Genomic DNA, 24,800 nt, shown 5'->3' with positions numbered 1-24,800 from the left:
TCCGAATAGCATTTTTGCATATGCCAACCCTAACATACATCGAAGCCCTCTCCCAAGGCATGTGGGAGGAAATGGAACGTGACGGGTCTGTTTTCCTGATTGGCGAAGACATAGGCGCGTACGGCGGAGCGTTCAAAGCAACGAAAGGATTTCAAAAGCATTTTGGCGAAGAACGTGTGATTGATTCCGTGCTGTCAGAGGCCGCAATCATTGGCGCGGCTGCGGGTGCCGCGGTGGTTGGCATGCGGCCCATTGTCGAAATCCAGTTTGCGGATTTTGTGTCGTGCGGGTTCAACCAAATCATTACCAATTGCGCGAAGGTTCATTATCGCTGGAATCTTCCGGCGCCGATGGTGATCCGCCTGCCGAACGGCGGATATATTCGCGGCGGGCCGTATCATTCGTCGAGTACGGAAGCGTGGTTTCACCATTTTCCCGGGCTCAAGATCGTTGCCCCTTCAACTCCGGCTGATGCAAAGGGACTCATGAAAGCTGCGGTGCGGGACAATAATCCCGTGCTCTATCTCGAATCAAAATACCTCTATCGCCGCATCAAAGGCGAAGTTCCCGAAGGAGATAATGTTGTCGAGATTGGTAAAGCTGATGTAAAGCGAAATGGCAGCGACATCGCAATCATCACATACGGTTCGACTGTGCATCAATCTCTGGAGGCAGCTGAGATTCTCGCTAAAGAAGATGGCGTTGAGGTGATGGTGTTGGATTTGCGAACGCTCGCTCCACTGGACAAGAATGCAATCTTCGCGGCGGTGAAGTCAACCGGTAAGGTCCTCATCGTTCATGAAGATAATGTTACCGGCGGAATCGGAGCGGAAGTTGCTGCACTCATTGCCGACAATGCCTTTCATTATCTCGATGCACCAATCAAGAGGTTGGGAGCTTTGGATGTCCCCGTTCCGTTTGCGCCGACGCTTGAGGATTTTGTTTTGCCGAATACATCAAGAATAGTTCACGAGCTGCGAGAAATGGCGGCGTTTTAAGTATGTGAGTTTGTAGAGTTCATAGAGTTGAGAGTTTGTAGAGTTTTTCTTCCGCATGCAACTCCATTAACTCTACAAACCCTACGAACTCGATTCGAACAACCAGAGGAAAAGAATGGCACGAGCAGAAGTCGTAATGCCTCAGATGGGCGAGAGCATCAAGAGAGAAGACTGATTCGGATAGTGCGAACGGTGTGCGATGCATAATGTGTTCATCAGCTATAGTCATAAAGACAAGCAATGGCTTGAACGTCTTCAAAGGACGCTGAAGCCGTTTCTGCGCAACAATCCCATCTCGGTGTGGGATGATACTAAGATTCACGCTGGCGAACAATGGAAAGAGGAAATCGAAAAAGAGCTCAATAAAGCCGATATTGCAGTGATGCTTGTGAGCCAGAATTTTCTTGCATCGGATTTTGTCACCGGTCAAGAGATTCCGCAATTACTCAAAGCAGCTAAGAGCCGAGGGATGAAAATAATTTGGGTGCCTATTTCCTATTGCATGTTTGGTGAAACCGAGCTACCTGCCTATCAGGCAACACATGATCCGCAAGAGCCGCTCGAGAGTATGACAAAGTGGAAACAGGAAAAAGCGCTCGTCGAGATAGGTGAACAGATTAAAAAAGCGCTTTTGACTCGCATTGCTGAACCCAAAGTCAGGATCCGACCAGCAAAGGACTTTTACTTCAAGAAGGTCCTACGCGTGTTGACGATTATTGTGCTTACAGGAATAACTGCACTCGCAGGGATTTGGATTATTCCACAAATGCTCACGCAAGATGTTCAACCACAGGAAACGATAAAACCTCTGCTTTACGTCAAAATTTTAGCAGACAACATTTATGTTCCTTACAATGGAACTACGACCATTCGTTGGTCATCCATCAATGCCACTTCCTGTCTTGGCTATGGTGGTACGAATGGTTGGGATGGCAGTCGTGGTTTGTCCGGATCCTTCGCCACAGGAAACCTAACCAATACAGCGACTTACTATATTAGTTGTAGCAACGCTGTTGGATACGCATCAGATTCGGTAACCGTTACGGTTGGCGCGCTAAATCCCTTTCCGACAAAATAGCCGGGCCACGACAAGAAACCCTGGTGGGTGCCGACGAAGGCGGAAGGAACTATCCCGCTAGTGGCGGAAACATGAGCATTGGATACTAACAGTAAATGGAAAAGAACATAAGGAAGTTGTCATGGCACGAGTAGAAGTCGTAATGCCACAAATGGGCGAGAGCATCGCCGAAGGCACAATCGTCAAGTGGCACAAGAAAATCGGCGACAAGGTGAAGAAGGACGAAACGCTTCTTGAAATCTCAACCGACAAAGTCGATTCGGAGATTCCTTCTCCCGCCTCCGGAACTCTGGCCGAAATTGTTGTGCAGGAACAGACGACAGTTCCGGTGAGGACCGTGATTGCGTTCCTTGAAACCGAGGGAGGAGTCGCAGTTGCCACGGAAGTCCCGAAGCCTGCAACTCCGGCTACGCAACACGTTGCCCCCGCACACGCAACAGTTGCTCCAACTGTGCCGGCTATTCAACCATTGGCCCAGCATGCAAGCGGCCGATTCTATTCGCCTCTCGTATTGAACATTGCCCGCGAGGAAAGCATTTCGATGCAAGAACTTGAAACCGTGCCCGGAACCGGAGAGGGTGGGCGTGTTTCGAAGAAGGATATTCTTGCGTACGTTAATGCAAAGAAGAGCGGCGCTGTTGCATCTCCGAGACCTGCGGCAGCAATGCCGTCAACCAAGCCATCACCGGCAGCGCCTTCGATGGCAGCGACAGGCAAGGTTGTCGAAGTTCCCGAACTGCGGGCGAAGTATCCTGCTCCGCAACACGAGATCATTCAGATGAGCAATGTTCTGCAGAAGATGGCGGAACATATGGTCAAGAGTGTTCACACATCTCCGCATGTTGCTGCCGTTCACGAAGTCGATATGACACAGATTGTGAAGCATCGTACGGCGAACGCTGCATCCTTCGAGGGAAAGGAAGGCTTCAAGCTTACATACACTCCCTACATCGTCAAATCCGTTGTTGATGCGCTGAAGAAATATCCTCTTGTCAATACGTCGATTGATGGTGACAAGATTATCAGGAAAAACTTCATCAACCTCGGACTTGCTGTTGCATCGGATAACGGGTTGATTGTTCCAGTCATCAAGAATGCCGAAGAGAAGAATTTTCTCGGCCTCGCCCGTGCCGTGAACGACCTTGCAACACGCACGCGCAAGAAGAAGCTGACCCCCGACGACATTCAAGGCGGCACGTTCACGATTTCTAACTTCGGCGTGTTTGGCACTGTCATTGGAACACCGATCATCAATCAGCCGCAAGTCGCAATTCTGGGAACGGGCGCAATCAAGAAGCGCGTGATGGTTGTTGATGATATGATTGCCATCCGATCGATGGCGTTCTTTACACTCTCGTTCGATCATCGCATTGTTGACGGAGCGTTGGGCGGGATGTTTCTTGAAGAGATTGTAAAGGGATTGGAGAATTTCGATACGAGTCTTTCATTCTAACATGGTCATCCAGGAAATACCGGTTCAGAAACCCCAACCACGTCCATCACGACCGGAGTGGTTGAAAATCAAGATTCCGTCCGGTGAAGAATATGCTCGACTCAAAAACCTCATCGCGGGACACAAGCTTCACACGGTTTGTGAGGAGGCACGCTGTCCCAATATGTCCGAATGTTGGAACGCCGGCACGGCGACCTTCATGATTTTGGGCGATGTGTGCACGCGTTCGTGCGGATTCTGCAATGTGAAGACGGGCCGACCAACGTGGCTGGACAAGGAAGAACCCGCCCGTGTTGCCGATGCAATCCGCATCATGGGCGTAAAGCATGCCGTCATCACGTCCGTAAATCGAGATGAGTTGCCTGATGGCGGAGCGGAGATTTTTGCAGAGACGATTCGGCAGGCCCGGAAAGTTAATCCTGAAATTACCATTGAAGTTCTGATTCCTGATTTCCAGGGAGAGAAATGGGCGCTTGAAATAGTTCTGGCGGAAAAGCCCGATATCCTCAATCACAACACCGAAACGGTTCCGCGGCTTTATCGAAAAGTCAGACGGCAGGCGAAGTATGAACGATCTCTTCAAATCATCAAATGGTCGAAGGAAGCAGGAATGGCGACGAAGAGCGGCATTATGGTGGGACTCGGCGAGACGGTTGATGAGGTGTTGGAAGTGATGTCCGATCTCTACGCGAGTGGTTGCGACATCATGACTATCGGGCAGTACTTGCAGCCGACAAGGGAACACCTGACGGTTGATCGCTTTATTGCACTCGATGAATTCGCAATGTACAAGACTCGTGGCAAGGAGATGGGCTTCAAGCATGTGGAATCCGGCCCGCTTGTTCGAAGCTCGTACCACGCTGAAAAGCATGTGGATTAAGCACTCTTAATCAGAGGCCTCGTTGACTCTCTAACCCCTTTTGTCTAAATTTAACAACTTTTGAACCCAGCTTTTCATCGTATTTCAACAGGAGTTACTTCAAGTGGAAAAGGCAACAAAGTTCTTCAAGACGTCTGATACGACTCAAAAATGGCATCTCGTTGATGCCAACGGGCAGACCTTAGGCCGCGTCGCGACGCAAGTTGCGAAACTTCTTCGCGGCAAGCACAAGCCGATGTTCACCCCGAACGCCGACTTGGGCGACTTCGTGGTTGTGGTTAACGCGGCGAATGTGAAACTCACCGGAAAACGAAGCGAGTTGAAAGAGTACTTCCACTACACGGGCTATCCGGGCGGGGCAACGTTCGAGAAATTTCAGGACTTGATTCGCAAACATCCGGAACGAGTGTTCGCACATGCTGTAAAGGGAATGTTGCCGCACAACCGGTTGGGCAGGAAGATCATCAAGAAAATGAAAGTGTATGCCGGTGCCGAGCATCCGCATCTTGCGCAACGTCCCGAAGCGTACAATCTCAACTAATCTCAGGAGTGTAGAAAAAGAATGCAACACGCACACGCAACAAATGCAGTTGGTCGACGAAAAACAGCCGTAGCGCGGGCCATTTTGCTGCCCGGTTCGGGAAAAATTACCATTAACCGGAAACCTGTTGAGCAGTACTTTCCCCTCGAGATGCTCCGGGCCGATGTGATGAAACCGTTTGAAGCAACGCAGACAACCGGGAAATATGACGCGAAAGTGAATGTTGAGGGTGGCGGCTCAACCGGGCAGGCCGGAGCAGTGAAACTTGCCATTGCCCGCGCACTTGTCGAGATGAGCGAAGAGAATCGTGCTTCATTGCGAACCGCACGCCTCCTTACGCGTGACCCGCGTATGGTCGAGCGCAAAAAGTACGGACAGAAAAAGGCGCGAAAACGCTTCCAGTTCTCGAAGCGCTAATCTGAGTGTAAGATTCATAGCAGTTGCAGTAAATAAGCATGCCTTTTGATTTTGTTGAGAGTGTCCTGCTCCGATCAGAGCGGGATCTCAACAAAAGATGAGAAAGGCAGAAGAAAAACACAAAATAAAGGAAGACCCCATGCCTCGAGTAGAAGTTGCCGAGTTGTTGGCAGCAGGATGTCACTTCGGACACCTCACCCGCCGTTGGAATCCCAAAATGAAGCCGTACATTTTCATGGAACGGAACGGGATTCATATCGTAGACCTCATGAAATCCCGTGACCTTCTTGAAGAAGCGTGCAATGCCATCGCCAGAGTTGTTGCCGAAGGGAAGCGTGTGTTGTTCGTCGGGACAAAAAAGCAGGCAAGCGAAATCGTAAGGGCGGAAGCAGTTCGTTGTGGACAGTTTTATGTCGACGAACGATGGCTCGGCGGTTCACTTACCAACTTCACCACTATTCGCAAAAGCGTGAAGCGTCTCACCAACATAGAGAAAATGGAAAGTGACGGCACGTTTGATAAGATCACAAAGAAAGAGGGACTCTTTCTTACACGTGAAAAGGAAAAGCTGAACAGCGTACTTTCCGGTGTTGTTGAAATGACGCGCTTACCCGGGGCCCTGTTCGTGGTTGATGTGAAGAAAGAAGCGATTAGTGTGAAGGAAGCGAACCGGCTCGGCATTCCGGTTTTTGCCATCGTTGATACAAACTGTGATCCGGATAATATCGACTACGTCATTCCGGCGAATGACGATGCCATGAAGTCGATTCAGGTTATTACGAAGGTGTTTGCAGATGCCATTCTGGAAGGCAAGGAACGGGCAGCAGCACGACAAATGGAGATGGCGGTAGAAGCGGAAGCAAAAAGCAAAGAGGCGGAAGAAAAAGCGTCCCTCAACTGATTTCGATTCATCAAAGGAAAGCTGAACTGTTGTTATGGAAATCACCAGTGAAATGATCAAGAATCTCCGCGAGAAAACCGGGGCAGGAATGATGGACTGCAAACGGGCGCTTGAAGCATCGAGCGGAGACATGAATGCAGCCATCGAGTATCTTCGCAAAAAAGGAGCCGCGTCCGGAGCGAAGCGTGCAGACAGGGCGGCCAAAGAAGGCATGATTGTCACACGTATTGCAGCAAACGGAAAAAGCGGCGTCATAGTAGAAGTGAATTGTGAAACCGACTTCGTGGCGCGCAGTGATGATTTTGCGACGTTTGCCAACACGATTGCCCAGGCGGTTGAGGCGCATCGTCCGGCTTCGGTCGAAGCGCTGATGAACGTGACGATGAACGGAAAGAAGGTTTCTGAACTCTACAACGACTTGCTCGCAAAAGTGGGGGAGAAGATAGAAATCCGCCGTTTCAGCGTTGTGGATTCTCCGGACGGCGTTGTGAGCGCATACACGCATCTCGGAAACAAAATAGGCGTGTTGGTCGAAATGACGGGTATCGGAACTGACGCAGCGGCAACCGGTGCCGGGCGTGACGTGGCAATGCAAGTTGCAGCAATGAACCCGCTCGTCATCTCTCGCGATCAGGTTGAAAAATCTCTGATAGAACGTGAACTCGATATTTACAAGACCCAAGCCGCAAATGAAGGAAAGCCGGCGCAGATCGTCGAGAAGATTGCCCTCGGTCGTCTTGAAAAATATTATCAGGAAGTTGCGCTGATGGAACAAACGTTTATCAAGGATTCCGGGAAAACAATCAAGGACTTCCTTGCCGAGGCAGGCAAATTGTCAGGTCAGCCGATTTCGATCAAGCGCTTCCAGCGTTTTCATCTCGGTGAAGAAACCAAGTAACATGAATGTCCCCTTCAAGGGGACATTTTTGTATCACGTCAAATGAACTTCAATACATGAGCAAACTCAAATACAGGCGTGTCTTGCTGAAACTGAGCGGCGAGGCGCTGATGGGAGACAAGCAGTTCGGTATCGACTCGGCAGTGTTAAAGCAATACGCCCTCGAAATCAAATCCGTGTACGATTTGGGTGCCCAAGTGGGGATTGTGATTGGTGGAGGAAATATCTATCGTGGCGTCTCCAACTCATCCGATAATATCGACAAGGTAACGGGCGATCACATGGGAATGCTCGCCACACTCATCAACGCACTGGCGTTGCAGAGTGCCCTCGAGCATCAGGATTTGGTTACCCGACTCATTTCTGCAATCAGAATGGAAGTGATTGCCGAACCGTTTATCCGCAGGCGAGCCGTAAGACATCTTGAGAAGAATAGAATCGTCATCTTCGGAGCCGGAACGGGCAATCCGTATTTCACCACCGATACGGCGGCGGCATTGCGTGCAGTGGAAATCGAGGCCGATGTTATCATCAAGGGAACCCGCGTGGACGGTGTATACGATTCCGATCCCGAAAAAAATCCCCATGCCATGAAGTTTCCTGAAATCTCCTATATCGATGTGCTGAAGAGAAATCTCAACGTGATGGACATGACGGCAATAACTCTCTGCCGGGAGAACAAATTGCCTATTCTTGTCTTCAATATGAACAAACCCGGCAACCTGAAACGCTTGATGACGGGAGAGGAGATCGGAACGAGAGTTCATGAGCTTGCTTCATCGTAGAACAACAACGAAGGTTACACTATGATAAAAGAGATCCTTAAAGATACCGAAACACGAATGACGAAAGCTACGGATGTGGTGCGCCAGGAACTCGTCAGAATTCGAACCGGCAAAGCAACAACAACACTTCTCGATTCCATCAAGGTTGATTATTACGGAACGCCGACTCCGCTCAATCAAGTGGGAAATGTCAGCGTCGCTGATCTCCATACCCTTACTGTTACTCCGTGGGACAAGAGCATGCTCGATCCGATTGTGAAGGCCATTCAAGCTGCAAACATTGGAATGAATCCCATGAAAGATGCAGACTTGATCCGCGTGCCGATTCCTCCTCTTAATGAAGAACGCCGTCGTGAGCTTGTAAAACTGGCAAAGAAATTTGGCGAAGAAGGGAAGGTTGCCATTCGCAACATCCGCCGTGATGCGATTGAACATCTGAAAAAGTCGGAGAAATCTGAGCATTTGTCGGAAGACGACCGCAAGCGGGGCGAGCAGGAAACCCAGAAACTGACTGACAAATTCGTAAAGGATATTGACACACTTTTAGCGCACAAAGAGAAAGAAATCATGGAAGTGTAACGCGTAAATGTACGTTGCCATCATTTAGCAAAAGGCCGGTCGCAGACCGGCTTTTCTGGTTTACGGATGCAACTTGCCAATGGGCATTGCGTACCACAACGTAGAAATCACCATTCAACAGGAGGCAGGCATGTCAGAATCAACCGGCGTAAAGAGATTCTATAAATCCCGATCAGACCGAATGATCGACGGTGTGTGCGGTGGATTGGCGAAATACTTCAACCTCGATCCGACCCTCGTTCGCATCGCATGGGTTCTGCTCACGCTCATGGGTGGCTCGGGCATCTTGCTGTATATTGCTGCAATGATCGTGGTTCCCAAAGAGCCGTTCAATATGGCGGCCTTCCAAAAAGCAGAACCGGCAACCCCCTCGTCTACTCCGGACGCAGGTGCGTCGTCATCGAAAAAGAACAGTCTCTTCTGGGGTATCCTGTTGATGGCCATAGGATTTGTCCTCTTCCTTCACAACATGGGCTTTTCATTCTGGCATAATTGGTGGTGGTTCGGCCCCGATTTGCTTGTCCCTGTTTTGTTGATCCTGGCAGGTGTTGCATTTCTGTGGGGAGGCAGGAATTCACTTACCAAACCGGCGACTGCTGCGCCCGATCAAGCAACAGGTGAGCCTGTGCCATCCTATTCTGAAGAGCAGTCTCAACAGCCTCGTCGCCTGTATCGATCCTTCACGGACAGCAAGTTGTTTGGTGTGTGTGGAGGGTTGGGGGAGTATTTCGGGATTGATTCCACCATCGTCCGAATTCTGTTTCTTGTTGCTGCATTTGCGTCCGGCGGAATTGTATTGCTCGGGTACATCCTGATGGCAATTATTCTGCCGAAAGAAATTCCCTCATACAAGATTTCCTGAGAAGATCTGTTTCTGAAAAAGGAACGTCCCGACACTGATGGCTGTGCCGGGACGTTTCGTTATTTGTTTGTCTGCTTATCCTGCAGCTTCGTTTGAATCAACCAATGCAACCCTCTGTACTTGAATCTGGTTGCCGCTAAGTTGGAATTCGATGAACAAGTGGAGGCTGCCTTGCGTACCATCAACTGAGAATTCCTGGGAGAAGAATGTTATCTCCTCGAGCGCCTCGAAATACTCCGCTTTTTCGGATTGAATCTTCTTGACTTCTCCGTTTGCGTTCTTTTCCGTCAACGTGGCATCGATCAAGAGTTCGAGGATGCTTTTTCCACCCTCTTCGGTTACAAGCGAGTACCGGATTGAGCCTCCAAGGTCGTAGACGATCTCATGAACGTTGCCGTAACCCGAACTCACTTCCGCGTTCAGAATAAGCAAGCCTCCGGGAATGGATGCACTTTTCACAAATGTCGGAGTTATTGATGCGTGTTCGGGCGCAATTGGGCTGTTGCCGTCCTGACATCCTAAGAAAGCCACTGCAACAACAAGCGCAACAAAGAATGAAAGTATTCTCACGTGATTACCTTTCTGTGTAATGTATGGTTGAATGTTACTGAGTAGAATCCTTTTCCGATGTCCTTTTCTACAACTAACCGTGTGCCATTTCCAGGTGAGCGGATTTGTTGAACTGATTGCATGGTCTTCGTATCGGTGAGGTATGCACGCCGCGGTTTGTAGAACTGCAATCAATACGTTGTTCAATCTTCCTGTATGCGATGAACGATGAGTGGACAAGAGGCGGGAGTTAGTATGACGCCGGTGAGAGATGTTAAAGCAAAAGCGTTTCCCAAGATTTCCGGTTCCGGGAAACGCCTCAGTAAAGGAGAGAGAACAGAGATGTTTACATGTTTGAAATGATTGCTTTGCCGAAGTCGGAGCATTTTACTTCCTTTGCGCCATCCATCAGTCGGGCAAAGTCGTATGTCACAACTTTTGACTGGATCGTTTTTTCGAGGGCGGTTATAATCAGGTCAGCTGCTTCCGTCCAACCGAAGTAACGGAACATCATTTCGCCGCTGAGAATTACCGAGCCGGGATTGACCTTATCAAGCCCCGCGTACTTTGGTGCTGTTCCGTGGGTTGCCTCGAACATGGCATAGCCATTCTCGTAGTTAATGTTTCCTCCCGGAGCGATTCCTATTCCTCCGACTTGGGCAGCGAGCGCATCGGAAATATAGTCTCCGTTGAGATTCAGCGTTGCAATAACATCGTATTCCGCCGGACGAGTCAGAATCTGCTGCAAGAACGCGTCAGCGATCACGTCCTTGATAAGAACCTTCCCTGCGGGCGGATTCCCGGCGCAATCATCCCACGAGACAGTCGTACCGGCAAATTCGCGTTTTGCGAGTTCGTATCCCCAGTCTCTGAAGCTGCCTTCCGTGAATTTCATGATGTTTCCTTTGTGAACAAACGTAACCGATTTACGCTTGTTATTTACCGCATACTGTATCGCTGCCCGCACGAGGCGTTCAGTTCCTTGCTGTGAAACGGGTTTCACGCCGATGCTTGATGTTTCAGGAAACCTGATCTTCGCCACCCCCATCTCTGTTTGAAGCCATTTCACCACTTTTTGAGCCTCGGGAGTTCCTGCTTTCCACTCAATGCCGGCGTAAATATCCTCGGTGTTCTCCCTGAAAATGATCATGTCGATCAACTCGGGGTGTTTGACGGGTGAAGGGACGCCCTTGAAGTACTGAACCGGTCGCAAACAAACATACAAGTCAAGCAATTGGCGCAATGCAACGTTGATAGAGCGGATACCGCCACCCACCGGTGTTGTCAACGGGCCCTTTATACCTACCGTGTATTCCTTGATGGCTTCAAGCGTGTCATCAGGAAGCCAGGTGTTTTCGCCGTACACAACATTGGATTTCTCGCCGGCATACACTTCGAACCACACAATCTTCCTCTTGCTGCCGTATGCTTTCGAGACGGCCGCGTCAAACACAATCTGCGAAGCTCGCCAGATATCAGGCCCGGTTCCATCTCCTTCAATAAAGGGGACAATGGGATTGTCGGGAACGTTGAGCTTTCCGTTGACTATCGAGATTTTTTGCCCGCTCGTCGGCGGTGTCAGTTTCTTGTATGTTGCCATTGTTCGTTTCTCCTTGTGGGTAAGCCGGAAGTTAGTTGGTAATAAGTCGACGGATCTTCTCCGCATAAGTTGCCATTGCGTTGCCGTCGTATGTTTTTAACGTGAGCACAAACTTGATGTCGTCGTCGGGATAACGCGGCGTTACATGCATGTGAAAATGAAACACAGACTGTCCTGCCGCCTTGCCGTTGTTCGAGAATATGTTGAAGCCCTCGAGCTCCAGTGATTGTACCATGGCCCTTGCCACAATTTGAGTCACGTGAAGCACATCGTGAAGGTCCCTTTCCCGCACATGCAGGAAATCTGTGCAATGTGTTTTGGGAATAACAAGGGCATGCCCGTAATGGATGGGGTTGATATCGAGAATCGCAACGACGTTCTCAGTCTCATACAGAATCTCAGCCGGGAGTTGATGCGCGGCAATTTTGCAAAAAACACAATCCACAATTCAATCACACAGTCATTATTAGAATAAGCGGTCTCGTCGATAACCGGGCTTCACGTATCTATTCGAAAAGAACAAACGGGTCGAAAAGAACAAACGGGAAGAAAGGAAGGTCTCACTCAAGGATGTTGCAGACCCAGCCTTGCATTCAACTTCATGCAACATCGGGGGAAAAATTAACCAAAAGGTGAGGGAAAGTCAACGGACAGTTCCTTGTTTTTCAGGTGGTGTTTGGGTATATTTTTGTATCACGTTGCCTGCCAACATTACACATCTACATTACTTTTTTAGTAGGAGATATCATGAAACAACTAACTCCCCTGGTCGCTCTTGTGCTTGCCGTGGTGTACGTAAGCGTTACCGGTTTTCAATGCGGCTCCGCTGAAATCACGACTGCCAAGCTCGCAATGCAGCAAAAAGACTGGAAGAAGGCCGAAGAAAGCCTGATGAAGGAGGTTGCAAAGAACGACAAGAACGAAGAAGCATGGTACATGCTCGGACAGGTTCGTTCCGAACTCAAGGATCACATCGGGATGCATGAAGCCTTTACCAAGACCCTTGCAGCCGGCAACTCGCACAAAACCGAGATTGATCGGTACAGACTTGCCGCTTGGGCAAGCAACTACAATGAAGGAATTGCAGCCTATAATGAAGGCAGAGACGATCCTGCCAAATATGACAAGGCAGTGAGCTTGTTCAAAACAGCCATTGTAATGGCACCGGATAGCGCAAGTACGTATTACGTGGCAGGGTTGGCTTCGTATGCGAAAAAAGACAATAACCAGGCAATCTCGTTTCTGAAGACATGCTTGGAGAAAGATCCGCGACGTACAGAGGCTGCACGTCTACTCGGCGACTTGCACATGAATCAAGGTAATGCCAAGGCTGATGCAAAGGATGCAAGCGGGGCCATTGCCGAGTATCGGTTGGCTGCCGATGCGCTGCTTAAGGCATACGAAGCGGATCCCGCCGATCCGGAAAACATCAGAAGTCTTATTACTGCCTATGAGCATTCGAAACAGGATGACAAGATTCTTGAGTTGACTTCCGGCTGCATCAAGCAGGACGAGAATAACCGGCTGTGCCGCTATGCCTACGGTCTGTACCTGATCAAGAAAGATCGCTTCGAAGAAGGCATCACCCAATTCCAGAAAATGATCGAGATCGAGCCCGACAACAAGGATGATATGTACCAAGACGGCGTGTATAATGTTGGCGTTGCGTATCAAAACTGGGGTGTGGCAATGAAGGCAGAGTCGGACAAGAAGGTCGAAGACAGCAAAGGGAAAGAGAAGGCTGATTTAAGGTACAAAGATAAGTTCAAGTCAGCTCTCACCTATTTTGAGAAGGTGACGGAGTTCAAAAAAGACGACCCGACAATCTATCAGGCGCTTGGCAGACTGTACGCAAATCTCAACATGACAAAAGAAGCGAAGGCTGCTTTTGACACCGCAGACAAGCTGCTAAAGGGAGAGTAAAGCACGGGCGATGTGCTCACCAAACTACGAAAGAGAATCTCATGAATGATCCACAGCAACCCGGCGGACAGCAAATCAACATTGAGTTGGGTGAAAAAGAAGCGGAAGGAATCTACTCGAATCTTGCTATCATTACCCACTCGCCGGCAGAGTTTGTTATTGATTTCACAAGAGTCTTGCCCGGTGTTCCGAAAGCAAAGGTGTTGGCTCGTCTTATTATGACAGCCCAACACGCCAAATTGCTCATGCACGCCCTTGAAGATAATATCAGCAAGTTCGAAGGCAAATTTGGCGAGATAAAGATCCATGGTGACGCGCCGGGCGGATTCGGATTTCAGCCCGTTGTCAAGGACGAGAAAGTACACTAATCAGTATTTGTCCTATCTGGTAATTGCCGCCCGATTCTCGCAACGAGAATCGGGCGTTTCATTTCTGGTCAGCGCGTTACGAAGAGCAGTATGAGTGTTCTTCTGCATACACATCATCCAATTGTTGCGGCTTTTCGAATTCGTCAATCCCCAGCCGTTTGAAGAATCGGCGCTTGACATGAGCGAGGTATCTGCATCACCTGTTTCCATTCTCTGTATTCATCTTCACCGAATCGGCTGATTCAACCTGTTCCGAGAGTTATTGTGACGGGCGAGCAAAAGGGATCATGTTGGCACTTGCCTTGCAATTCCTAAGATGAATGAAATTGTCATTTGTTGCTCATCTTCGGAGGAGACATGAGATACTTGCAGAGAGTTCTTTTAATTCTTTTCACTGCTGTTATTTCGTTGAATTGTTTCAACGAACCGTTGTCGCCTGTTTCGCCGACATGGGATGCCACCGCGACATTTCCGCTCAGCAGCCGGACGTATACACTCGGTGATCTGATTTCGAAGGATACGTCGCTGCTGAAGAGAGGCGAGGGCAGCCAGATTTCTGTATCGAAGTCAGCTTCGGTACCCCCGACGTTTGTCAATGATTTCCTCACTCTGAATCCGAAAGATACTTCTGTGCAGATGCAGTTGGGTGCTTTTTCTGTCTCTTCGCCCGACCAGGCAATTTCTCTGGAGATTCCGTGGCTTCCGCGAGGATACACTATTCCGATTCCTGATACCGTGTTACACATTGCCGACATCCATTCGAGGCTTGATGCCTTCGAAACAATCACTCTGAAGAGCGGTACCATCTCGCTGAGAGTTGATAACAATCTTCCTGTGCCAATGGAGATACTTTCACCAATACAGTTGCTAGATCTGAGCGGTGCCATCATTGCGGTTTTTCATTTCAGTCCGGCAGTGATCCCGGCACACAGTTACCGGATTGCATCGGATGATCTTGGATCAAAGAGCTTCTCGAGCGACTACCGGATGACGGGATTGGAGTTCCACACTCCGGGCAGCGCAGTTCCGGTGATGATTCCTATCGGTGAGTTGCTTACCGCGACAATCTCAACCAGTAACCTCAAGGCTCGACAAGCCACCTTAGCTCATATTCCTCAACAGAGACTTGCAGATAATGATAGTGCCCGACTTCGAATGGACGATTCGACGCTCGTCAAGGAGGTGCATATCAAAAGCGGGAGGCTGAATTTTGCAATCAGGAACGATGTTGCTGTTCCGATGGTGTTCGTGTTCCAGTTCAACCAGTTGTATCGGAGAGTCGGTTCGGCCTATGTTCAATACGAGGATAGTCTGTTCCTTCCGGCGGGTGGAAACGGCTCAATGAGTCTTGACCTCGCAAATACGAGGATCAAGGCTTCCGATAATTCATTGATCAGTTCTCTCGATGTGGCGGGGTCAATATCGATCGCACCGACTCAGGGTCAACCAGTTTCCATCTCGGAAACGGATCTGATTCATATCTCAGTAACCAACACATCCACTGTTGTCGTTGACTCGGCGGTCGGAGTTGTGAAACCGACGTGGGTTGATATCGATACAAAAGTCGCCCTGAATTTCGGAACGGCGGCGCAAAAATTCTCCGGCCAACTCATTCTTCCGTCGGCCCAATTTCGCCTTGCCACGTCATCATCTGTCGGATTTCCCGCAGATGCATACTTCCGCGTTGGAGCGCGAAGAGTATCGGGCGATTCCGTTTTTCTTGCTGTCCCGGCTTCGCAAAGGAGAATTACGCCGGGCGGAGATGAGATAGTATTTAATGGAGCGGAGGTCGGGCAATTCCTGAGCCAGTTATCTGCAAAGTTCCCGGATTCGCTTCGCGTGTACGGCAGATTCCTTGTCAATCCGCATGATGTGTATGTCCCAAACGTTGCAGGCGTTGCATCGGTTGGAAGCAAGAGTGCGCTTGCTGGCTCTGCTAGTGTGGATGTGCCGCTCAATATCGGGATTGTGGGAGGAACGGTTCGTGATACACTTGTTATCGGCGATACGTCCGGCAACGGAAGGAGAGGCGTGACGTTCGATCAATCTTTCCTGGATCGCTACAACAAGGGCAACGTATACATTGAGTTGGAAAACGGGACTCCGGCAGACCTGACGTTTAAGACATCGCTACTGAACCTGTCGCTACAGAACCTGCTTACGCTTCCGCACCAAGGACACTTGGTTCACTTAAGCGCGGCACAAGTGAATAGCGCCGGCGATGTTGTTGCCCCCAGTAGAAGTACAACGGTTCTTGAATTGACCGCGAATGATCTCTCTCAATTCAATCCTGCTGAATTTGTTGCTTATACCGTCGGCCTGAACACGGCAGGAGGGAGCTCTACAGTGCAATTCAAGACAAATCATCAGGTGAAAGTGCGAGTGTGGACAACAGTTTCAGGGAGGGTAGGAAAGTGAGAACACGAATCTTATATACAGCCGTTACTCTCTTAATGATTGGAGTAAGCAGTTCGTTTGCAGGAGGAGATAGGGCAAATGTCCGGGGAATGGGAATGGCCCGCAGTTATGTTGCTGCATCAAGAGGGTTGGATGCAGTGAGCATCAATCCGGCTCTTCTTGCTATGAAGGAAGATAAGCTGACGCTGAGCCTTGCACCGTTTGGGATTCATGCGGGAAGTGACTTCCTGACGCTGGGGTTATACAGAGACTATTTTGTCGGAGTGGAAACTGCCGAGGGACGTGCGGGCAAACATCTTCAGGAAGCGGACAAGCAACGCATCCTTAATGCCTTTCGTGGTGACGTTGGCGAGGTGAGCATGGATGCAAGTGTGCGTCTCGCGGGTGTTTCTTACCAGATTCCATCAGTAGGCGGGTTTGCGGTAACGATCACGGACCAAATTGCAGGTCTTGTCAGTATCCCAAGTGACTACGTCAGATTCGGACTCTACGGGAACACACCCGGCTCATCGTACGACTTTAGCAGGACGGGAGCCAGAGCCTCGTGGTTGCGCGAATACGCCCTTTCGTTCGGAGGGACAATACCTCATCCTGAGTTTCTGCAATGGCTTTCCGTCGGTGCTGCAGTAAAGATTGTTCAGGGCTACGGATACTACGAGTTAGGGAAGGTCAACACATCTCTTGCTACATCCGACAACGGAACCCTCACAGGCCGAATCGGCTACCAATCACGCCTTGTTGGCGTTGACCCGACAGAAAACAACAGTGGTTTTACTATACTGCCTTTCGGAATGCCGGTGCACGGAAACGGCACGGGGTTCGATTTCGGGATTGCCGGCGGTATCGGCAGCTACGTCACTGTTGGTGTGAGTGTTACCGATATCGGGAAAATGAAATGGGAAGGAAAGATCGAGGAAACCTACGCCGACACGAGTCTGACGATTAATGACCCGCGTGAAGTAGCAAATGGAGACATCATCGAGAACGTCCTGAAAGGACACAAGCGGGAAGGGACGCCGTTTTCATCTCATCTGCCGACGACATTCCGTGTTGGAGTGGCAGTGCAAATGGATAAGATTTCCACCTGGATACCGGGCGAGTTGTTGATTGCGACAGACTACAACCAAGGGTTAGTTGATGCTCCGGGTACGACACTCCACGGCCGGTTCTCGATAGGCTTCGAGTGGAAGTTATTGAAGTTCCTGCCGTTACGAAGCGGAGTATCATTTGGAGGGACTGATCGGCTGAACTATGCATTGGGTTTCGGATTCAATCTTGGTTTCTTCGATCTGGATGTCGCGACAGAAAATATGGAATTGCTTTGGGCGGGTGACGGTGTTACTCATGGTTCGGTTGCCGTTGGCACGCGATTCAGGTTCTGATCCAATCCTCAGAACATCTGTTTTTTCCATCGGGCGCTTTGGCTGTATGCGAAGCGCCTTCGTGTTTGTGGAGTGCAGAACCTATTGCTCGCTGAATGGACGGTCGGATGAATCCGGCCGGAAGGGAAGGCGGAAGGAACAAAGACGGGCTACTGGTTTTTCTTCCCGTAGCCCATTGGCAAAGGCAAATCAAAAATCAAATTTGAAGCCAGCAGTCGCGTACAGGTAGTTCTTGTGTTCCCACGGTCGTCTGTCGCGAAACGCCGGGGCAGAGTATTTGACCTCAACGTAGATGAACGGAGGTACAATCTCGGCCCAACCGATCAGCATCAGGAGATTGCTGTACTGAGCAGTAACTCTGAATCGATCGAAACGGGCATATCTGTACTCAATGCGGACATACGGATCGACGAAAGCTTCAGGGGGTCCGGCTTCGAACACAACCATCTTGTCTTCTACTCCACCGACAGGCAGAGCTTTGCCTAAATTCACTCTGTGATAGCTGACGCCAAGATGCACGTTGAGATTCTGTTGTTTCTCATCAAACAGAACGTCAAACGCGTAGTACGCTTGGGCGGATACGGAGATATATCTCAAACTGTCGAGATTGGGTGTATAGAAGGTCTCACGTCGTCCCGGCAGCGTTCCAAAACCGAATTTTCCGCCGATTGCAGCGTAAGGGAAGTAGTCGGATTTGATTCTGATCAAATCCCACTCGAACTCGAATTCTCCGACGACACCAAACGTTCCATTGAGCAAACGGGATGAACTTTCTTCTTCCGTGATTTCATCCTTGTCGTCTCTGACCAGTCCACCGTTAATTGGCACCCAGGCACCTAATTTCAGGGATTTGTAGGAGAGCATGACTCTCATATTTCCGACTGACCAGAAGGTGTACCCCAACTCATCCTCTCCGATTCGTGCTGCGATCCCCCAATTATTTCCGAAACGCAAAGCGCCCCCGAATAATGAGAACTCAGCGGCGACCCAGTCGGGCTTGCTTGGGCGGGCGAGCGGGTTAGAGACTTCCTCGTAGTGATCCAGAAGTCCGTACGGGGGTTCGTTTTGCGCTGCCTGACTCAATAAATCGGCTTTGAGATCGCGGGCGAGAAGAGTCTGAACATAGATTTTTCCATATGAAACATCCCCGATTTTTATCTCGGAAATGGATTGTGAATCGGGATTGGCGATTACGGTGATGGGTTCATCCGCGGAGAATCTCAATCCTCTGTTTCGAAAAGCTGCATAGACGCGGAGCTTCAGGTTCGGCTCATCGACTTGCCAACGCGGGAACGAAGGGGCGTACGCGCTGTCAACCATGTTCAATTCCCCCAGAATGCGCTCCAGCGACTGTTGATTGAGGCGGGCATTCTCGATATCACTCATAAGTTTCATCTCCGGAGTTGGCTCTCCGTTCGATTGTGCCAGAACGCCAGTGGGTACTCCGCAGTACACGAATGCAGACAGGATGACTACTTGTTTTATGGTCGCTTTCCTCATGGTTTCAAATCTCCCCGTTACAGGCTAAACGTGTATGGTATTGAGAACGCGAATATATACGGGATCTCCCAGCTATCGCGGCTGCTGGCCACATTGGTTGAGTACTTAAGCTCAACACGAAGTTGTTCCGGCAGGATCTCCATCCAAAGTGTTGCGAAGATGCGCTCACGGAAATAGTGTGCCCCTCCACCGAAGCGCCTGTCGAACTGTTGGTTCATATAGTCGACTCTGAAGAACGGGCTCCAGACAAACCTGTCTTCCACCGCTCTCACCTCCCTGATAGCTCCGCCGGGGGTTCTTCGCAGAAAATCAATACCGATTTGCTCAATCCCAGCTCCCGTCTTGATACGAAATAGATTTGCTTTGTTATTGGTGTTGAAGGTAAACGAATACCACACAGTGCCGGCAACCTGAAGTGAGTACACTGTATCTCTGTTCGTCGAATACGTGCCGTCAACATCGGTTCGAGGAAAGCCGACCAGGAAGGATCCGCCGGCGAACGCCCAGTCGAATTCACCCGAAACGCCAATCGTTCCGTTCAGGACCCGGGGTTTCAGGAAGGACGTGAGGCCTGTTGTTCCAGGCGCGCCCCATTTGAACGGGATGTGTACACCGACCTTCACCTGGTTGTAGATTGCAAGCAGGGCAACGTTTCCCGAACTCCAGATGGGCAACCCGTACTCGTCGTTGCCAAGTTTGACTTCCGCCCCCCACAAATTCCCGAACCTTACCCGGATGTTGTCGGGTATCCGGATCGTCAGGATGGTTTCCGTTCGATGGTCAACGCTGACATAGCTGTATCGATCAAACGGCACAATCACACTGTCTGCCTCTTTGATCAGATGCGGCCCGTCGTTTTGCACGATGCGGAAATTTCTGTCGATCAGCTCTTTATCCTCACTGTACTCGCGGCTTTCAAGAATTTGACTGTACATCTGCCGTTCTTTCTTCTTCTCAAGTGCTTCACGCAGGCGTTGTCCCTTCATTTCTTTGCCGTTGCCTGCGAAGTACACGGCAACGAGATCTGTCGAGGGTTCGGGAGTTGCGATCACCTGAATGTCACCGCGGCTTTCGATGAAGCTTGAATCGTTATCAAGCACTTCAAAAAAGTACTGTGCAATCGAGTCGTTCAGCACATCAGCAAGCGGGATGCTCCACGAACGAAGCCGCGTGAAGTAGTATGATTGCGGCCCGAAAGTTACTTTGTCGAGCACGCTTTGAAGGCGCTCGATCCGATTCATGGTAGCCTTCAGCGAATCGTGTAATGGAGATCGGCCGGACGATTGTTGCGCCGGCAATTCGGTCAACGTGGCAGAAGCAAGATTATTGGCGGCGAGAGATAACGACCGGTTAATGTCGTTGGACTGCACACTGTCCATCTCCATAGCGCCAAATCCCGCAAACGGCGCAACTACAAACCAAACGAACACGAGTGTTTTCATTTCTCTTCTACAATGATTGTCAATAGAGTATTGCCTGGGTTACCTGATCTGTTCGTGAACCTCCGATGCCGGTCACGGTAACCTTGAGCTTGATAGCGCTCGGACGTGTTGCCTGCAAGTTCTGAACAGTCAGGGTAAACTGCTTGCCACGGCGAGAATCAAGTCTGGACACGATCCCCTCCGGTTGGATGACGGTGCAGTTATCAACCACCACGTCGCCATTGCCGACGTCGACGCTGGAGAACTTAATAACGTATTCGTTCCCTTGCCATGTCGATCCGATCCACTTGATTTGTGGCGGAATTGGCTTCTTCACAGGGATTTCTTTTTTCAGCATTTCGGTATTTACAACAGACAGGACGCGGAATGTCAAGCTTGTCCATGTCCGCTCGGGCTTGAAAACAATCGGATACTCGATTGCTGATACTCGCCTGATTGGAGTCGTGCCGTTAGCGAGGATCTCCACGGTGAATTTGCTCGCGTCAAGTCCGCGAACACCGCTCGCAAATGTGAAAGGCACCTCCCAATATGCTTCAATTGGCGGCTCAGGATCCCATCGGGGCGGGGCAACCGACAAGGTGAAACTTGTTGTGGCATTCTCCAAATCAGGGGCCGCTCCGCGATTTGCGCGTGCGGAAACTGTCACAGAAATGGGGTTGTTCGTAACAATCGGATTGCTCCACTCGAGGCGTATGCGGCCGATATCCCGAACAATTGTGAACCGCGGATCAGAAACGGAGAAGCTGACGATGCGTGGATCCGGTCCGCCGACATAGATGCTCTTTGCATACGGCGACCCGACTATCCATCTCTCGTCTTTCGGCGGTTCAACCGTGAGTGTAAGCTTCGGCGGAGCGGCCAGTTCAGGCTCCACTCGTAATGTGAAGGTGGCCGGATTGCTCTTGAGTGGAATCTCGTTTCCGATTTGTCGCTTGATGAGATCGAGAACGGATTCCGGAAGATCATTCGGCAGTTCGCGACTGACCTCGGCGGATGCCTGAAGTGTATAGGTTCCTTTCTCGGGCATCGTCCCCATGATGATTCCGTTTCCGTCAGAATCTTTGACGATCATGGGTGAGAGGCCGGCCGGAAAACCGCCGTTGAGGGATTTCAGTTCGTAGAGAATGCTTGCTCTTTCGGCTTCCGAGACAAGTCCGCGAACCCTGATCAGCGAGCGACTGCTGTCTTTCGCAAACCAGATAAGCGTATCCGGAACTTGCAAATCGGGAGCCGTCGATATTTTCCGGACAAGGATTTCTGCTATTTCCCGTTGTGCTTCATCGCGTTCCGAGATGACATCCAGCAAACTCACAAGCGCGACGAGGTACAACACGAAATAGAATGACGTTTTCTGTTTCATCGGATCTTTTCCCCGGTATCAGTATTCTTCACAAGACTACGCAACCTTGTTGCGATGCGACTCAAGCGACTTGTGTACTTCCTGCCGCACCATTGATGTGAAGACGTCCTGAACTTTCTCCTGCACAACCCGTTCTATTTCCCGTTCGACGATCTTGTTGATGTTGGATTCAATTTGTTGCAGCACATGGAGTGATTCCGCCCCGCTGTTCAGCAGATCCTCGCGCAATGAAGTGTACATCTCCCGCTGACCTGCGAGTATTTCGTGGCGAAGGACACTGACTATTTCCCGTTGATTTCCCGACATCTCCCGCTGTACACGAATCATCTCGTTCTCTCCGGGGATGATATCTTTCTTCAGGAGGTTGAGAATTTCTTTCTCGCCGGAAAGGATCTGAGTTTCTGTCGAAGGAGCGGCGCCACCTTTATCCTCAGGAGTAAGGTAATACACGGCGGCAATCATGAGGAGGAGGCACGCCTCCAGGAGGAGGGCACTAATTACGAGCCATGTGGGAATATTGCGTCCATAAATTGACCGGAGTCCGATGATGACGACCAGTGCTGCTGCGCCTCCGTACGCGAGTCCCTGAACCCTGTTCGAGAATCTGGCGATTCCGTTCGGCTCAGCGCGTACGTTGTGGACTGGTGGCGCGTATTGTACCCCAGACACAGTCTTGTGTGTCTCCATGATTCTCCCCTGTATGAAAGTTTTCTTGTTGCAGTGTCGTTGTCGTTCTGATTCGACCGCGATAACTCATGTCAATATATTGAATTCACAACTATTTTCAAGTAATATGTTTTTCGTGTGAGATGCGTCAAATCCTCCTGCTCCCGCCTTTCACCCCCTTTGATTTCAGCACGGAATAAGGGCGTTGCCGGCGGCTTTGAACCTTGTGGAAACCTCAAAAGCCGTCTCCGTCAGAGAATGTACCGGCTCAAATCCCGATTCTTGGCAATATTCAAGAGCTTTGATTGCACAAGCTCACGATTGATGAGAATCTTCTTCTCCTCAAGGTCATCCGGTGCGTCGAAGAGGATATCGTCGAGGAGTGACGTCATGATGGTGTGCAGCCTGCGGGCGCCAATGTTCTCGACGTTCTCATTCACTTCGCTTGCGATCTTTGCAATCTCCCGGATTCCGTCGTCAGAAAACTCCACTTCCACTCCCTCCGTTTCAATCAGCGCCGCGTATTGTTTGATCAAGGCATTCTGAGGTATGGTGAGAATCTTGACGAAATCGTCTTCGGTGAGACTGCTTAACTCAACACGAATCGGAAATCGTCCCTGAAGTTCCGGGATAAGATCGGAGGGCTTCGACATATGAAACGCCCCCGAAGCTATGAACAGAATATGATCTGTGCGAACCATTCCATATTTCGTCATAACATTCGAGCCTTCGACAACGGGCAACAAGTCGCGCTGAACACCCTCGCGTGACACATCGGGCCCGGATGTCGATTTTGAACCGGCAATCTTGTCAATCTCATCCAGAAACACAATGCCTGAGTTCTCAACCCTGAGCAGCGCCTGCTTGATGGCAGCATCCTGGTCAATCAGTTTCTTTGCTTCTTCATTTGCGAGAATAACCCGGGCCTCCGCCACGCTTACTTTGCGCTTCTTCATCTTCTTCGGCATCAATCCGCCGAACATTTCCTGCAGGTTGACGCCCATTTCCTCCAGATTCATCGGACCGATAACCTGCATCAGCGGCGCATCGTTGGATGCTGGAACATCAAGCTCGACAATCTTGTCTTCGAGTTTGCCATCACGCAACTTCTGCCGGAATTTCTCGCGGGTTGCCTTGTTATCCTCCTGCTCATCTGTATTGAGGAGCGGCCCTTCCGCGGGAACAGCGTGACGTTTCCGCGAAGGAGGGATGAGAATGTCGAGGATGCGTTCCTCGCTCATTTCCTTTGCCTTGTCGTTCACCTCGGCGCGCTTCTCGGCCTTGACCATATTGACTGCATATTCAGTCAAGTCGCGGATAATCGATTCGACATCGCGGCCAACATAGCCTACCTCCGTGAACTTCGACGCTTCAACCTTGATGAACGGGGCATCCGAGAGTTTTGCCAGCCTGCGGGCTATTTCCGTTTTCCCGACACCTGTCGGGCCGATCAGAATGATGTTGTTCGGCATGATCTCTTCGCGCAGGCCGGAGCGGACTTGCAGTCGCCGCCACCGGTTACGTAAAGCAATTGCCACGGATTTTTTTGCATTTTGCTGTCCGATAATGTACTTGTCCAATTCGCGTACAATTTCACGCGGGGTCAACTCCCGTGCGCGCTGTTCGGATCCCGGCTGTGGTGTGTCGTTCATACTTCAGAGCTCTTCAAGTGTCAGATTCGTGTTCGTGTAGATGCAGATGCTGCCGGCGGTGCGCAGGGATTCTTCAACAACTTCACGGGCAGAAAGATGCGAGTGCTTCACAAGCATTCTTGCGGCTGCAAGCGCATAGCTTCCTCCCGAACCGATTGCAACGATACCGTCATCAGGCTCGATGAGTTCTCCGGTACCGGAGATAATGAGGGATTTTTCGCTGTTCAGCACGGCGAGAAGTGCTTCAAGATGGCGAAGGTACTTGTCAGTCCGCCACTCCTTGGCCAACTCCACCGCCGCGCGCTCAAGATTACCGCGGTGCTTCTCAAGATAATCCTCGAATTTAGTGAAGAGGGTGAAGGCATCAGCGGCCGCGCCGGCAAAGCCTGCGAGAACGGTGTTGTTGTACAGCTTCCGGACTTTCTTCGCGCTGTGCTTCATGACGGCATTGCCGACGGTGACTTGTCCGTCAGAACCCATGACGCTCTTTCCCTGCCAGGTTAGGCCGAGAACAGTTGTGGAACGAATTATGTGAGACATGGAGGAAT

General features: G+C 50.4%; 24 protein-coding genes and 1 pseudogene. 16 read left to right on the top strand and 9 right to left on the bottom strand.

Features of this window, described 5'->3' with window-relative positions:
- The first annotated feature begins 20 nt into the window (after window positions 1-20).
- The 12 genes and pseudogenes from KF749_04155 to KF749_04100 all read left to right on the top strand — a co-directional run bounded on the left by KF749_04155 (window position 21) and on the right by KF749_04100 (window position 9,392).
- Complete coding sequence (locus KF749_04155) at window positions 21-998, top strand: alpha-ketoacid dehydrogenase subunit beta (GenBank protein MBX2990346.1); 978 nt, start codon at window positions 21-23, stop codon at window positions 996-998.
- A gap of 199 nt (window positions 999-1,197) precedes the next feature.
- Window positions 1,198-2,076, top strand: a complete 879-nt coding sequence (locus KF749_04150; protein MBX2990345.1) for a toll/interleukin-1 receptor domain-containing protein — start codon at window positions 1,198-1,200, stop codon at window positions 2,074-2,076.
- A gap of 121 nt (window positions 2,077-2,197) precedes the next feature.
- Window positions 2,198-3,529: a 2-oxo acid dehydrogenase subunit E2 gene (locus KF749_04145; protein MBX2990344.1), complete on the top strand. Its 1,332-nt coding sequence runs from the start codon at window positions 2,198-2,200 to the stop codon at window positions 3,527-3,529.
- 1 nt (window position 3,530) lies between these two features.
- Window positions 3,531-4,409: a lipoyl synthase gene (gene lipA, locus KF749_04140; GenBank protein MBX2990343.1), complete on the top strand. Its 879-nt coding sequence runs from the start codon at window positions 3,531-3,533 to the stop codon at window positions 4,407-4,409.
- A 103-nt stretch (window positions 4,410-4,512) separates the two neighbouring features.
- Complete coding sequence (gene rplM, locus KF749_04135) at window positions 4,513-4,950, top strand: 50S ribosomal protein L13 (GenBank protein MBX2990342.1); 438 nt, start codon at window positions 4,513-4,515, stop codon at window positions 4,948-4,950.
- Between the two features lie 21 nt (window positions 4,951-4,971).
- A complete protein-coding gene (gene rpsI, locus KF749_04130) occupies window positions 4,972-5,367 on the top strand; it encodes a 30S ribosomal protein S9 (protein MBX2990341.1) in 396 nt (131 codons plus the stop codon).
- A gap of 139 nt (window positions 5,368-5,506) precedes the next feature.
- Window positions 5,507-6,268 carry a 30S ribosomal protein S2 gene (gene rpsB / locus KF749_04125; GenBank protein ID MBX2990340.1) on the top strand — a complete coding sequence of 254 codons (762 nt, stop codon included), beginning with the start codon at window positions 5,507-5,509 and terminating at the stop codon, window positions 6,266-6,268.
- A gap of 34 nt (window positions 6,269-6,302) precedes the next feature.
- Window positions 6,303-7,166 carry an elongation factor Ts gene (locus tag KF749_04120; GenBank protein ID MBX2990339.1) on the top strand — a complete coding sequence of 288 codons (864 nt, stop codon included), beginning with the start codon at window positions 6,303-6,305 and terminating at the stop codon, window positions 7,164-7,166.
- A gap of 56 nt (window positions 7,167-7,222) precedes the next feature.
- A complete protein-coding gene (pyrH, locus tag KF749_04115; GenBank protein MBX2990338.1) occupies window positions 7,223-7,951 on the top strand; it encodes a UMP kinase in 729 nt (242 codons plus the stop codon).
- A 21-nt stretch (window positions 7,952-7,972) separates the two neighbouring features.
- Window positions 7,973-8,530: a ribosome recycling factor gene (gene frr, locus KF749_04110; GenBank protein MBX2990337.1), complete on the top strand. Its 558-nt coding sequence runs from the start codon at window positions 7,973-7,975 to the stop codon at window positions 8,528-8,530.
- Between the two features lie 130 nt (window positions 8,531-8,660).
- Window positions 8,661-8,858: pseudogene (locus tag KF749_04105) on the top strand (PspC domain-containing protein).
- Window positions 8,859-8,999: 141 nt separating this feature from the next.
- On the top strand, window positions 9,000-9,392 hold the full coding sequence (locus tag KF749_04100; GenBank protein ID MBX2990336.1) for a PspC domain-containing protein: 393 nt from the start codon (window positions 9,000-9,002) through the stop codon (window positions 9,390-9,392).
- A 75-nt stretch (window positions 9,393-9,467) separates the two neighbouring features.
- Here the strand turns inward: KF749_04100 and KF749_04095 are convergent, their stop codons facing one another.
- The 3 genes from KF749_04095 to KF749_04085 all read right to left on the bottom strand — a co-directional run bounded on the left by KF749_04095 (window position 9,468) and on the right by KF749_04085 (window position 11,986).
- Window positions 9,468-9,962 carry a hypothetical protein gene (locus KF749_04095; protein MBX2990335.1) on the bottom strand — a complete coding sequence of 165 codons (495 nt, stop codon included), beginning with the start codon at window positions 9,960-9,962 and terminating at the stop codon, window positions 9,468-9,470.
- A 325-nt stretch (window positions 9,963-10,287) separates the two neighbouring features.
- Window positions 10,288-11,541, bottom strand: a complete 1,254-nt coding sequence (gene icd, locus KF749_04090) for an NADP-dependent isocitrate dehydrogenase (protein ID MBX2990334.1) — start codon at window positions 11,539-11,541, stop codon at window positions 10,288-10,290.
- 31 nt (window positions 11,542-11,572) lie between these two features.
- The gene (locus KF749_04085; GenBank protein ID MBX2990333.1) at window positions 11,573-11,986 is read right to left on the bottom strand and encodes an HIT domain-containing protein; all 414 of its coding nucleotides are present in this window, start codon (window positions 11,984-11,986) and stop codon (window positions 11,573-11,575) included.
- 302 nt (window positions 11,987-12,288) lie between these two features.
- Between KF749_04085 and KF749_04080 the strand changes: the two genes are divergently transcribed.
- From KF749_04080 to KF749_04065, 4 genes are all read left to right on the top strand, one after another.
- Window positions 12,289-13,464, top strand: a complete 1,176-nt coding sequence (locus KF749_04080; GenBank protein ID MBX2990332.1) for a hypothetical protein — start codon at window positions 12,289-12,291, stop codon at window positions 13,462-13,464.
- Window positions 13,465-13,505: 41 nt separating this feature from the next.
- Window positions 13,506-13,832, top strand: coding sequence for a DUF3467 domain-containing protein (locus KF749_04075; protein MBX2990331.1), 327 nt, complete (start codon window positions 13,506-13,508; stop codon window positions 13,830-13,832).
- A gap of 357 nt (window positions 13,833-14,189) precedes the next feature.
- On the top strand, window positions 14,190-16,250 hold the full coding sequence (locus KF749_04070) for a hypothetical protein (GenBank protein MBX2990330.1): 2,061 nt from the start codon (window positions 14,190-14,192) through the stop codon (window positions 16,248-16,250).
- Window positions 16,247-17,632, top strand: coding sequence for a hypothetical protein (locus tag KF749_04065; protein MBX2990329.1), 1,386 nt, complete (start codon window positions 16,247-16,249; stop codon window positions 17,630-17,632). Before KF749_04070 ends, KF749_04065 begins: the two co-directional genes overlap by 4 nt.
- Window positions 17,633-17,821: 189 nt before the next feature.
- On the opposite strand, the gene KF749_04060 is transcribed toward KF749_04065, so the two are convergent.
- The 6 genes from KF749_04060 to hslV form a co-directional block, all read right to left on the bottom strand.
- Window positions 17,822-19,132: a hypothetical protein gene (locus KF749_04060; protein ID MBX2990328.1), complete on the bottom strand. Its 1,311-nt coding sequence runs from the start codon at window positions 19,130-19,132 to the stop codon at window positions 17,822-17,824.
- Window positions 19,133-19,149: 17 nt separating this feature from the next.
- Window positions 19,150-20,574, bottom strand: coding sequence for a hypothetical protein (locus KF749_04055; protein ID MBX2990327.1), 1,425 nt, complete (start codon window positions 20,572-20,574; stop codon window positions 19,150-19,152).
- 19 nt (window positions 20,575-20,593) lie between these two features.
- Window positions 20,594-21,934 (bottom strand): hypothetical protein, encoded by a 1,341-nt coding sequence (locus tag KF749_04050; GenBank protein ID MBX2990326.1) that lies wholly within the window; start codon window positions 21,932-21,934, stop codon window positions 20,594-20,596.
- A gap of 36 nt (window positions 21,935-21,970) precedes the next feature.
- The gene (locus KF749_04045) at window positions 21,971-22,621 is read right to left on the bottom strand and encodes a hypothetical protein (protein MBX2990325.1); all 651 of its coding nucleotides are present in this window, start codon (window positions 22,619-22,621) and stop codon (window positions 21,971-21,973) included.
- A gap of 230 nt (window positions 22,622-22,851) precedes the next feature.
- The gene (gene hslU / locus KF749_04040) at window positions 22,852-24,252 is read right to left on the bottom strand and encodes an ATP-dependent protease ATPase subunit HslU (GenBank protein ID MBX2990324.1); all 1,401 of its coding nucleotides are present in this window, start codon (window positions 24,250-24,252) and stop codon (window positions 22,852-22,854) included.
- Between the two features lie 3 nt (window positions 24,253-24,255).
- On the bottom strand, window positions 24,256-24,792 hold the full coding sequence (gene hslV, locus KF749_04035; GenBank protein ID MBX2990323.1) for an ATP-dependent protease subunit HslV: 537 nt from the start codon (window positions 24,790-24,792) through the stop codon (window positions 24,256-24,258).
- Between the last annotated feature and the right edge of the window lie 8 nt (window positions 24,793-24,800).

Source organism: Bacteroidota bacterium, assembly GCA_019637975.1.
Classification (GTDB): Bacteria; Bacteroidota; Ignavibacteria; order UBA10030; family UBA6906; genus CAADGV01.
Note: the sequence above shows the minus strand (reverse complement) of the source record. Positions and strands in the feature narration are given on the sequence as shown.

Bases quoted from the DNA above. Each gene is read 5' to 3' on its own strand.
- KF749_04155 (MBX2990346.1), top strand. From the start codon at position 21: ATGCCAACCCTAACATACATCGAAGCCCTCTCCCAAGGCATGTGGGAG.
- KF749_04150 (MBX2990345.1), top strand. From the start codon at position 1,198: ATGCATAATGTGTTCATCAGCTATAGTCATAAAGACAAGCAATGGCTT.
- KF749_04145 (MBX2990344.1), top strand. From the start codon at position 2,198: ATGGCACGAGTAGAAGTCGTAATGCCACAAATGGGCGAGAGCATCGCC.
- lipA (MBX2990343.1), top strand. From the start codon at position 3,531: ATGGTCATCCAGGAAATACCGGTTCAGAAACCCCAACCACGTCCATCA.
- rpsI (MBX2990341.1), top strand. From the start codon at position 4,972: ATGCAACACGCACACGCAACAAATGCAGTTGGTCGACGAAAAACAGCC.
- rpsB (MBX2990340.1), top strand. From the start codon at position 5,507: ATGCCTCGAGTAGAAGTTGCCGAGTTGTTGGCAGCAGGATGTCACTTC.
- KF749_04120 (MBX2990339.1), top strand. From the start codon at position 6,303: ATGGAAATCACCAGTGAAATGATCAAGAATCTCCGCGAGAAAACCGGG.
- pyrH (MBX2990338.1), top strand. From the start codon at position 7,223: ATGAGCAAACTCAAATACAGGCGTGTCTTGCTGAAACTGAGCGGCGAG.
- frr (MBX2990337.1), top strand. From the start codon at position 7,973: ATGATAAAAGAGATCCTTAAAGATACCGAAACACGAATGACGAAAGCT.
- KF749_04100 (MBX2990336.1), top strand. From the start codon at position 9,000: ATGGGCTTTTCATTCTGGCATAATTGGTGGTGGTTCGGCCCCGATTTG.
- icd (MBX2990334.1), bottom strand. From the start codon at position 11,541: ATGGCAACATACAAGAAACTGACACCGCCGACGAGCGGGCAAAAAATC.
- KF749_04080 (MBX2990332.1), top strand. From the start codon at position 12,289: ATGAAACAACTAACTCCCCTGGTCGCTCTTGTGCTTGCCGTGGTGTAC.
- KF749_04075 (MBX2990331.1), top strand. From the start codon at position 13,506: ATGAATGATCCACAGCAACCCGGCGGACAGCAAATCAACATTGAGTTG.
- KF749_04070 (MBX2990330.1), top strand. From the start codon at position 14,190: ATGAGATACTTGCAGAGAGTTCTTTTAATTCTTTTCACTGCTGTTATT.
- KF749_04060 (MBX2990328.1), bottom strand. From the start codon at position 19,132: ATGAGGAAAGCGACCATAAAACAAGTAGTCATCCTGTCTGCATTCGTG.
- KF749_04055 (MBX2990327.1), bottom strand. From the start codon at position 20,574: ATGAAAACACTCGTGTTCGTTTGGTTTGTAGTTGCGCCGTTTGCGGGA.
- KF749_04050 (MBX2990326.1), bottom strand. From the start codon at position 21,934: ATGAAACAGAAAACGTCATTCTATTTCGTGTTGTACCTCGTCGCGCTT.
- KF749_04045 (MBX2990325.1), bottom strand. From the start codon at position 22,621: ATGGAGACACACAAGACTGTGTCTGGGGTACAATACGCGCCACCAGTC.
- hslU (MBX2990324.1), bottom strand. From the start codon at position 24,252: ATGAACGACACACCACAGCCGGGATCCGAACAGCGCGCACGGGAGTTG.
- hslV (MBX2990323.1), bottom strand. From the start codon at position 24,792: ATGTCTCACATAATTCGTTCCACAACTGTTCTCGGCCTAACCTGGCAG.